A 5,900-nucleotide genomic window follows, 5' to 3' on the forward strand; every position below is an offset into this window, starting at 1 on the left:
CCCGTACGTTTTGCCTGCCGCCCCGAGGCAACTCTGCTCACTCTGACTGAGATAGACTCTCCCGGGTCCTCCCAGTAGTCAGTACCGGGCGGGACGGCCGGGGTGTGGCGCAGCTTGGTAGCGCGCGTCGTTCGGGACGACGAGGCCGCAGGTTCAAATCCTGTCACCCCGACGCAGTTGAAGGGGCCGGCTCATTCTCATGAGCCGGCCCCTTCTGCATTCGCAGCCGGTCCCTTGAACTGCGTCACTGATGGCGCGCAGGATTTGAGGAGGAGGCGCACTCGGCGCGCAAGCTCATCGTCAAACGCGACGGCGCCGAAGGAGTCCTGTCACCCCGACGGACGACAAGAGGGCGGCTCATTTTCGATGAGCCGCCCTCTTGCTGTTTCTAGCTCAGCGTTCGCTGGACCATTGCGGGTCGCGGCCGAGGTAGCGCAGCAGCGCATCGGTTGCCGTGTCGCCGTGCTGCGCGGGCAGGGCCGGTGCGTAGGCAAATGCTCGAAGCGGCTCGACGAGTGAGTGGGCGGCTTCCAGCAGAGCCGCACTCAGCTCGTCATCCAGAGGAGACGGCTGTCCGGTCGCGACAGCGACATCCCAGGCGTGGACGGCGGCGTCGAGACCGCACGCCGCGGCGCCGATCTCGGCTGCGAGCGGCCCCACCGGCAGGGGCGTCTCAATCGGGCCGGAGTCTGAGGCGACCCCCGACCAGGCCGCAGCGGACGTCTGGATCGCGTCGTCGACCAATGCACGGATGTCGACGGCGAGATCGCCCGAAGGATCAAAGGGGTTGTAGGTCGGACCGGGCCCACCAGTGAGCGCCGAGGCGTAGCCGACCTGGTCTCCGGCCGCGTGCTGCAGGACCTGCATGACGTTCCAGTCGCTGCACGGGGTCGGACGAGCAAGATCGTCCTTGCTCAGCCCGGCAGTCACGGTCGCCAGCCGATCGAGTGAGCTGTCGAGAACGTTCCAAGGTGTGGTTGGGATCTTCATCTCGCATTTCCTCTCGGTCTAACGGAATGATCTATTCCGTTAGACCCAAACGTAACAGAATACTTCATTCCGTTCAAGTGCTATCCTCAACGCATGTCCGACAACGAGGTGCGGCTTCCTGGGCGGCAGGCTGAGGCTCTCCGCAACGACACCGCAATCCTGGACGCTGCTCGGCAGGTCTTCATCCGCGAACCCGCCGCTCCCATGTCAGCCGTCGCGGCGGTTGCTGGCGTGGGCATCAGCGCTCTCTACAAGCGCTACGCGAGCAAGGAAGAGCTGCTTCGTACGCTGTGCGGTGAAGGACTCGAGCGCTTCTCTGCAATCGCCCGAGCCGCAGCCGAGATTGGGGATCCGTGGGAAGCCCTCGCACAGTTCGTCACCGGCATCGTGGAGTCCGACGTCCACTCACTCACGGTCAAGCTCGCTGGCACCTTCACACCCACACCCGAGCTGCACGAGCATGCGAGTGCTTCGACGGCGCTCGCAGAGAAGCTGTTCGACCGGGCGTCGAAAGCCGGTGTGCTGCGTGACGGACTCGTGCCAAACGACCTGGCCATGATCTTTGAGCAGCTTGCCTCCATCAGGCTTGGTGACAGTGAGCGCACTCTGCAACTGCGCCGCCGATACCTGCGCATTCAGCTCGACGCTCTGCGCGCTGGGCCTGATCGTGCCGACCTCCCCGCTCCAGCGGCGACGGATGACGAGCTCGGCCAACGATGGCAGCCACGTCGCACCTGACTCGCCGGGCTGACGTGCCGATTGCAATCGGATCGCAACTTATCTCGGAATGACTTCGCCCACCCCTGTGAAAGACTCGGAACATGGCCGACGATCAGACCCCCGCAAAGAAGGTGGTCAAGCGGGTAGTCAAGAAGGGCGTCGCCAAACCTGCCCCCAAGGACTCAGCCCCACAGGTGCGGTACGGCCGAACGGTGGCCACCGCGCCTCGCCCGAAGGCCAAGGCAGACGCGGCTCCGACAAAGCCGGCACCCAAGGTGCCGCGCCCCAAGATCGAGGTCGCGTCGAAGGTCAAGGGCGCCCAGAAGGCGGTCACCTCCAAGAGCTCGAGCGCCGCATCCGGTGCCGCCGGGGCGATCAAGTCTGGAGCAGGTCGCCTACGCGACGCTGTCGATGACACCTTCTTCCGTGTACGGACCTGGCGGATGCCGCACTGGAGCCCGATCCCTGCATCGGTCTTCACCGGAGCCGTCGTGGGAATCATCGCTGTCACCCTCGGCTTGGCGTCCAAGAGCCTGTTCAACGAGTTGCGTGGCGTCTCCACCGGCGGTGGCCGTTGGGGCTCGCTCACCTTCGTCGTCGTCGCCTTCATCGCCTTCGTCCTCGGCGAGCTACTCCTGTCGGGCTTCGGAGTCACCCAGGCGCGACTGACGAGCTTCCTCGGTGTCGTGCTCACCATCGTTGCGATGCTCGGGTTGTTCCTCGGCCTCGCCGACACGGTGTGGGGACTCCTGATCGTGCCGGTGGTCGCCGTCATCTCGTACGTGCTGGCCAAGTGGTTGCTCGACCTCGCGGAGACCTCAAGCGAGGAAGTCGACTAGCCTCACCCTCATGCACCGGGTGAGGCTCATCGCTGCTGCTGCGCTGCTTGCGATTCTCGCTGCCTGTGGCGGCAGTGACGGCGGCACGAAGAACGGCGACAAGGCCGAGGGGCCAGCAAAGGCCGCCGAACCCCAGTCCGGTCAGTGTGTCGCCAAGGAGGTCGCCGACGGTGACGACTTCGCTCCCGACCTGCGAACAGTAGTGCCCTGCAGCGAGCTGCACGCGTACGAGATCGTCGCGGTCGTGGCCATCCCCGACGACATGCTCGCCGGCACCACGGACACCGAGAAGCTCGCCCGGCGCACCGAGCTGTCCCAGATCAGCGGCGAGGACACCGAGCTCCGCAAGCGACTGCGCACGGAGGTCTACTCGCTGTGCGACGAACCGTTCCGGGAAGCCACCGGCCTCGGACAGATGAAGGTGGTCGAGAAGTCAGCGAAGGACGTCGACCTGCGATTGCCGCCCGGTGCTGCGTCGCAGTGGTACAACCTCTCCTCGCCTGAGCTCTGGGTCAAGGGCACCACCCAGGCGGTGTGCTCGTTCCGCTTCGCGCCGCCGTCCGAGGGCGACGACGTCTCCCCCGTCACGCCCATCAGGTCCAACAACACCAACCCGGCCATGTCGTCGTACCTGACACGCAAGTACCCCGCAGAGCTGCGCTCGTGCTGGGACACCAAGACCGACAAAGCCGCCTCCTGCTCGGGAACGCACGACCAGGAGCTGCTGTGGACCATCGACATGAAGGCCGTCTACGGCAAGAAGTTCCTCGAGGGCGCCGACCTCGCCGACGTGAACGACGCTGACTTCACCAAGCTGGCTGACGCCTGCATCGACCCGTACGAGGAGTCCGGCGGCGGACTCACCCAGAGGATCGGCATGGGCTTCCGCTTCTTCTCGGACGTGCCGACCACGAGCAAGACCCTGCCGATCATCTGCGTGCTGGCAGCACGAGACGGTTCGCGGCTCGAGGACGTTGTCGCGTACAGCAGGTTCTAGACGAGAAGCTCTGCGATCTGGACCGTGTTGAGGGCTGCGCCCTTGCGGAGGTTGTCGCCGCTGACGAACAGCACGAGACCGCGGTTGCCGTCGATGCTCTGGTCCTGACGGATACGTCCGACGAGGCTCGGGTCTGCACCAGCCGCCTGCAGAGGCGTGGGCACGTCGACGAGCTGGACGCCGGGAGCCGAAGCAAGGAGCTCGGTGGCACGAGCAACGGTCAGGTTCGAGGCGAACTCAGCGTTGATCGACAGCGAGTGTCCCGTGAAGACCGGAACGCGTACGCAGGTGCCGGCGACCCGGAGGTCAGGGATGCCGAGGATCTTGCGGCTCTCGTTGCGAAGCTTCTGCTCCTCGTCGGTCTCGAACGATCCATCGTCGACGATCGATCCGGCCAGCGGCAGCACGTTGAACGCGATGGGCGCGACGTACTTGTTGGGCGCGGGGAACTGGACGGCTGACCCGTCGTACGCGAGCTCGTTGGCCTTGTCGACCACGGCGAGGGCCTGGCCGTGCAGCTCCTGGACACCGGCGATACCGGAGCCCGAGACAGCCTGGTAGCTGCTGACGACGAGGCGTACGAGCTGGGCCTCGTCATGCAACGGCTTGAGGACCGGCATCGCTGCCATGGTCGTGCAGTTGGGGTTGGCGATGATGCCGCGTCCACCCTCGCGAGTCGCTATCTCGATGTCCTGGGGGTTGACTTCGCTGACGACCAGCGGGATCTCGGGGTCCTTGCGGAACGCGGACGAGTTGTCGATGACCGTGACGCCGGCAGCCGCGAAGCGCGGAGCTTGTGCGCGCGAGAGCGTCGCGCCAGCCGAGAACAGCGCGATGTCGAGACCTGACGGATCAGCGAGCTCGGCATCTTCGATGACGATCTCGCCACCCTTCCACGGCAGCGTCTTGCCGGCCGAGCGAGAGGACGCGAAGAAGCGCACCTCGTCGGCGGGAAAGTTGCGCTCCTCAAGGATGGCGCGCATGGCGACGCCGACCTGGCCGGTGGCGCCGACGATTCCGATGCTTGTCATCGTCCGGTGCCTCCGTAAACCACGGCCTCAACCTCGTCATTGCCGAGGTTGAACGCGTCGTGCGCGGCGTTGACGGCAGCATCGACCTGGTTGTCGGACACGACGACCGAGATGCGGATCTCCGAGGTCGAGATCATCTCGATGTTGACGCCTGCGTCGGCGAGAGCCTGGAAGAACGTCGCGGTGATGCCCGGTGACGAACGCATACCGGCACCGACGATCGACACCTTGCCGACGCTGTCGTCGTACTGCAGACGCTCGAAGCCGACGTCATCCTTGAGCCGCGCGAGGGCAGTCATGGCGGTCTGGCCATCGGCGCGAGGCAGGGTGAACGAGATGTCCGTCAGCGCGGTGGCTGCGGCCGAGACGTTCTGGACGATCATGTCGATGTTGATCTGGGCATCCGCAAGCGCGCGAAGGATCGCGGCGGCCTCGCCGACCTTGTCGGGCACGCCGACCACAGTGATCTTGGATTCGCTGCGATCGTGCGCAACGCCAGAAATGATTGCTTGTTCCATGGTGGACCCCTCTTGGATGACGTCCTCGGTCTTGACGACCCAGGTGCCGGTCTTGTCGGAGAACGACGACCGTACGTGGATCGGAATGTCGTTGCGGCGGGCGTACTCGACGCACCGGAGATGCAGGATCTTGGCACCGCTGGCGGCCATCTCGAGCATCTCTTCGTACGAGATGCGCGGGATCTGGCAGGCGTCGGCGACGATGCGCGGATCGGCGGTGAAGATGCCGTCGACGTCGGTGTAGATCTCGCACACGTCGGCCTTGAGCGCGGCCGCGAGCGCCACAGCGGTGGTGTCGGAACCGCCGCGGCCGAGCGTGGTGATGTCCTTGGTGGTCTGCGAAACGCCCTGGAAGCCGGCGACGATTGCTACTGCGCCTTCGGCGAGTGCGGCTTCGATGCGTCCGGGGGTGACGTCGATGATCTTGGCTCTGCCGTGCTCGGCATCGGTGATGACGCCGGCCTGCGAACCCGTGAACGAGCGGGCTTCCTGGCCGAGGGTTCCGATCGCCATCGCGAGGACGGCCATGCTTATGCGCTCGCCCGCGGTGAGCAGCATGTCGAGCTCGCGGCCCGGCGGCAGCGGGGCCACCTGGTTGGCGAGGTCGATGAGGTCATCCGTGGTGTCGCCCATGGCTGAGACCACGACGACAACGTCGTGACCGGCCTTTTTGGTCGCGACAATGCGCTGGGCGACTCTCTTGATGCTGGTTGCGTCGGCAACCGAGGAGCCGCCGTACTTCTGGACGACAATGCCCACGAGCCCGTTCCTGACTGGGTGGTGATGTACGGATGCGCGACGCTGC

At 65.4% G+C, this 5,900-nt stretch carries 6 protein-coding genes and 1 tRNA gene; 4 read left to right on the forward strand and 3 right to left on the reverse strand.

Annotated features, from left to right (window positions below; genetic code table 11):
- Positions 1-98: 98 nt before the first annotated feature.
- Positions 99-172: transfer RNA gene (locus V6M39_RS06460), tRNA-Pro, on the forward strand.
- 221 nt (positions 173-393) lie between these two features.
- On the opposite strand, the gene V6M39_RS06465 is transcribed toward V6M39_RS06460, so the two are convergent.
- Positions 394-990 carry a TIGR03086 family metal-binding protein gene (locus tag V6M39_RS06465; RefSeq protein ID WP_332642937.1) on the reverse strand — a complete coding sequence of 199 codons (597 nt, stop codon included), beginning with the start codon at positions 988-990 and terminating at the stop codon, positions 394-396.
- A 93-nt stretch (positions 991-1,083) separates the two neighbouring features.
- Between V6M39_RS06465 and V6M39_RS06470 the strand changes: the two genes are divergently transcribed.
- From V6M39_RS06470 to V6M39_RS06480, 3 genes are all read left to right on the forward strand, one after another.
- Entirely contained in the window at positions 1,084-1,728 is a 645-nt protein-coding gene (locus V6M39_RS06470; RefSeq protein WP_332642939.1) for a TetR/AcrR family transcriptional regulator, read from the forward strand.
- An 83-nt stretch (positions 1,729-1,811) separates the two neighbouring features.
- Positions 1,812-2,549 carry a hypothetical protein gene (locus V6M39_RS06475; protein ID WP_332642940.1) on the forward strand — a complete coding sequence of 246 codons (738 nt, stop codon included), beginning with the start codon at positions 1,812-1,814 and terminating at the stop codon, positions 2,547-2,549.
- A 10-nt stretch (positions 2,550-2,559) separates the two neighbouring features.
- The gene (locus tag V6M39_RS06480) at positions 2,560-3,546 is read left to right on the forward strand and encodes a hypothetical protein (protein WP_332642941.1); all 987 of its coding nucleotides are present in this window, start codon (positions 2,560-2,562) and stop codon (positions 3,544-3,546) included.
- On the opposite strand, the gene V6M39_RS06485 is transcribed toward V6M39_RS06480, so the two are convergent.
- The gene (locus tag V6M39_RS06485; protein ID WP_332642942.1) at positions 3,543-4,577 is read right to left on the reverse strand and encodes an aspartate-semialdehyde dehydrogenase; all 1,035 of its coding nucleotides are present in this window, start codon (positions 4,575-4,577) and stop codon (positions 3,543-3,545) included. The genes V6M39_RS06480 and V6M39_RS06485 overlap by 4 nt on opposite strands.
- Complete coding sequence (locus tag V6M39_RS06490) at positions 4,574-5,854, reverse strand: aspartate kinase (protein WP_332642943.1); 1,281 nt, start codon at positions 5,852-5,854, stop codon at positions 4,574-4,576. The genes V6M39_RS06485 and V6M39_RS06490 overlap by 4 nt, the downstream gene beginning before the upstream one ends.
- Positions 5,855-5,900 lie beyond the last annotated feature (46 nt).

The organism is Aeromicrobium sp. (assembly GCF_036675695.1).
GTDB lineage: Bacteria > Actinomycetota > Actinomycetes > Propionibacteriales > Nocardioidaceae > Aeromicrobium.

Excerpts from the sequence above, each read along its gene's own strand:
- V6M39_RS06485 (WP_332642942.1), bottom strand. The coding sequence starts at position 4,577 with ATGACAAGCATCGGAATCGTCGGCGCCACCGGCCAGGTCGGCGTCGCC.
- V6M39_RS06475 (WP_332642940.1), top strand. The coding sequence starts at position 1,812 with ATGGCCGACGATCAGACCCCCGCAAAGAAGGTGGTCAAGCGGGTAGTC.
- V6M39_RS06480 (WP_332642941.1), top strand. The coding sequence starts at position 2,560 with ATGCACCGGGTGAGGCTCATCGCTGCTGCTGCGCTGCTTGCGATTCTC.
- V6M39_RS06470 (WP_332642939.1), top strand. The coding sequence starts at position 1,084 with ATGTCCGACAACGAGGTGCGGCTTCCTGGGCGGCAGGCTGAGGCTCTC.
- V6M39_RS06465 (WP_332642937.1), bottom strand. The coding sequence starts at position 990 with ATGAAGATCCCAACCACACCTTGGAACGTTCTCGACAGCTCACTCGAT.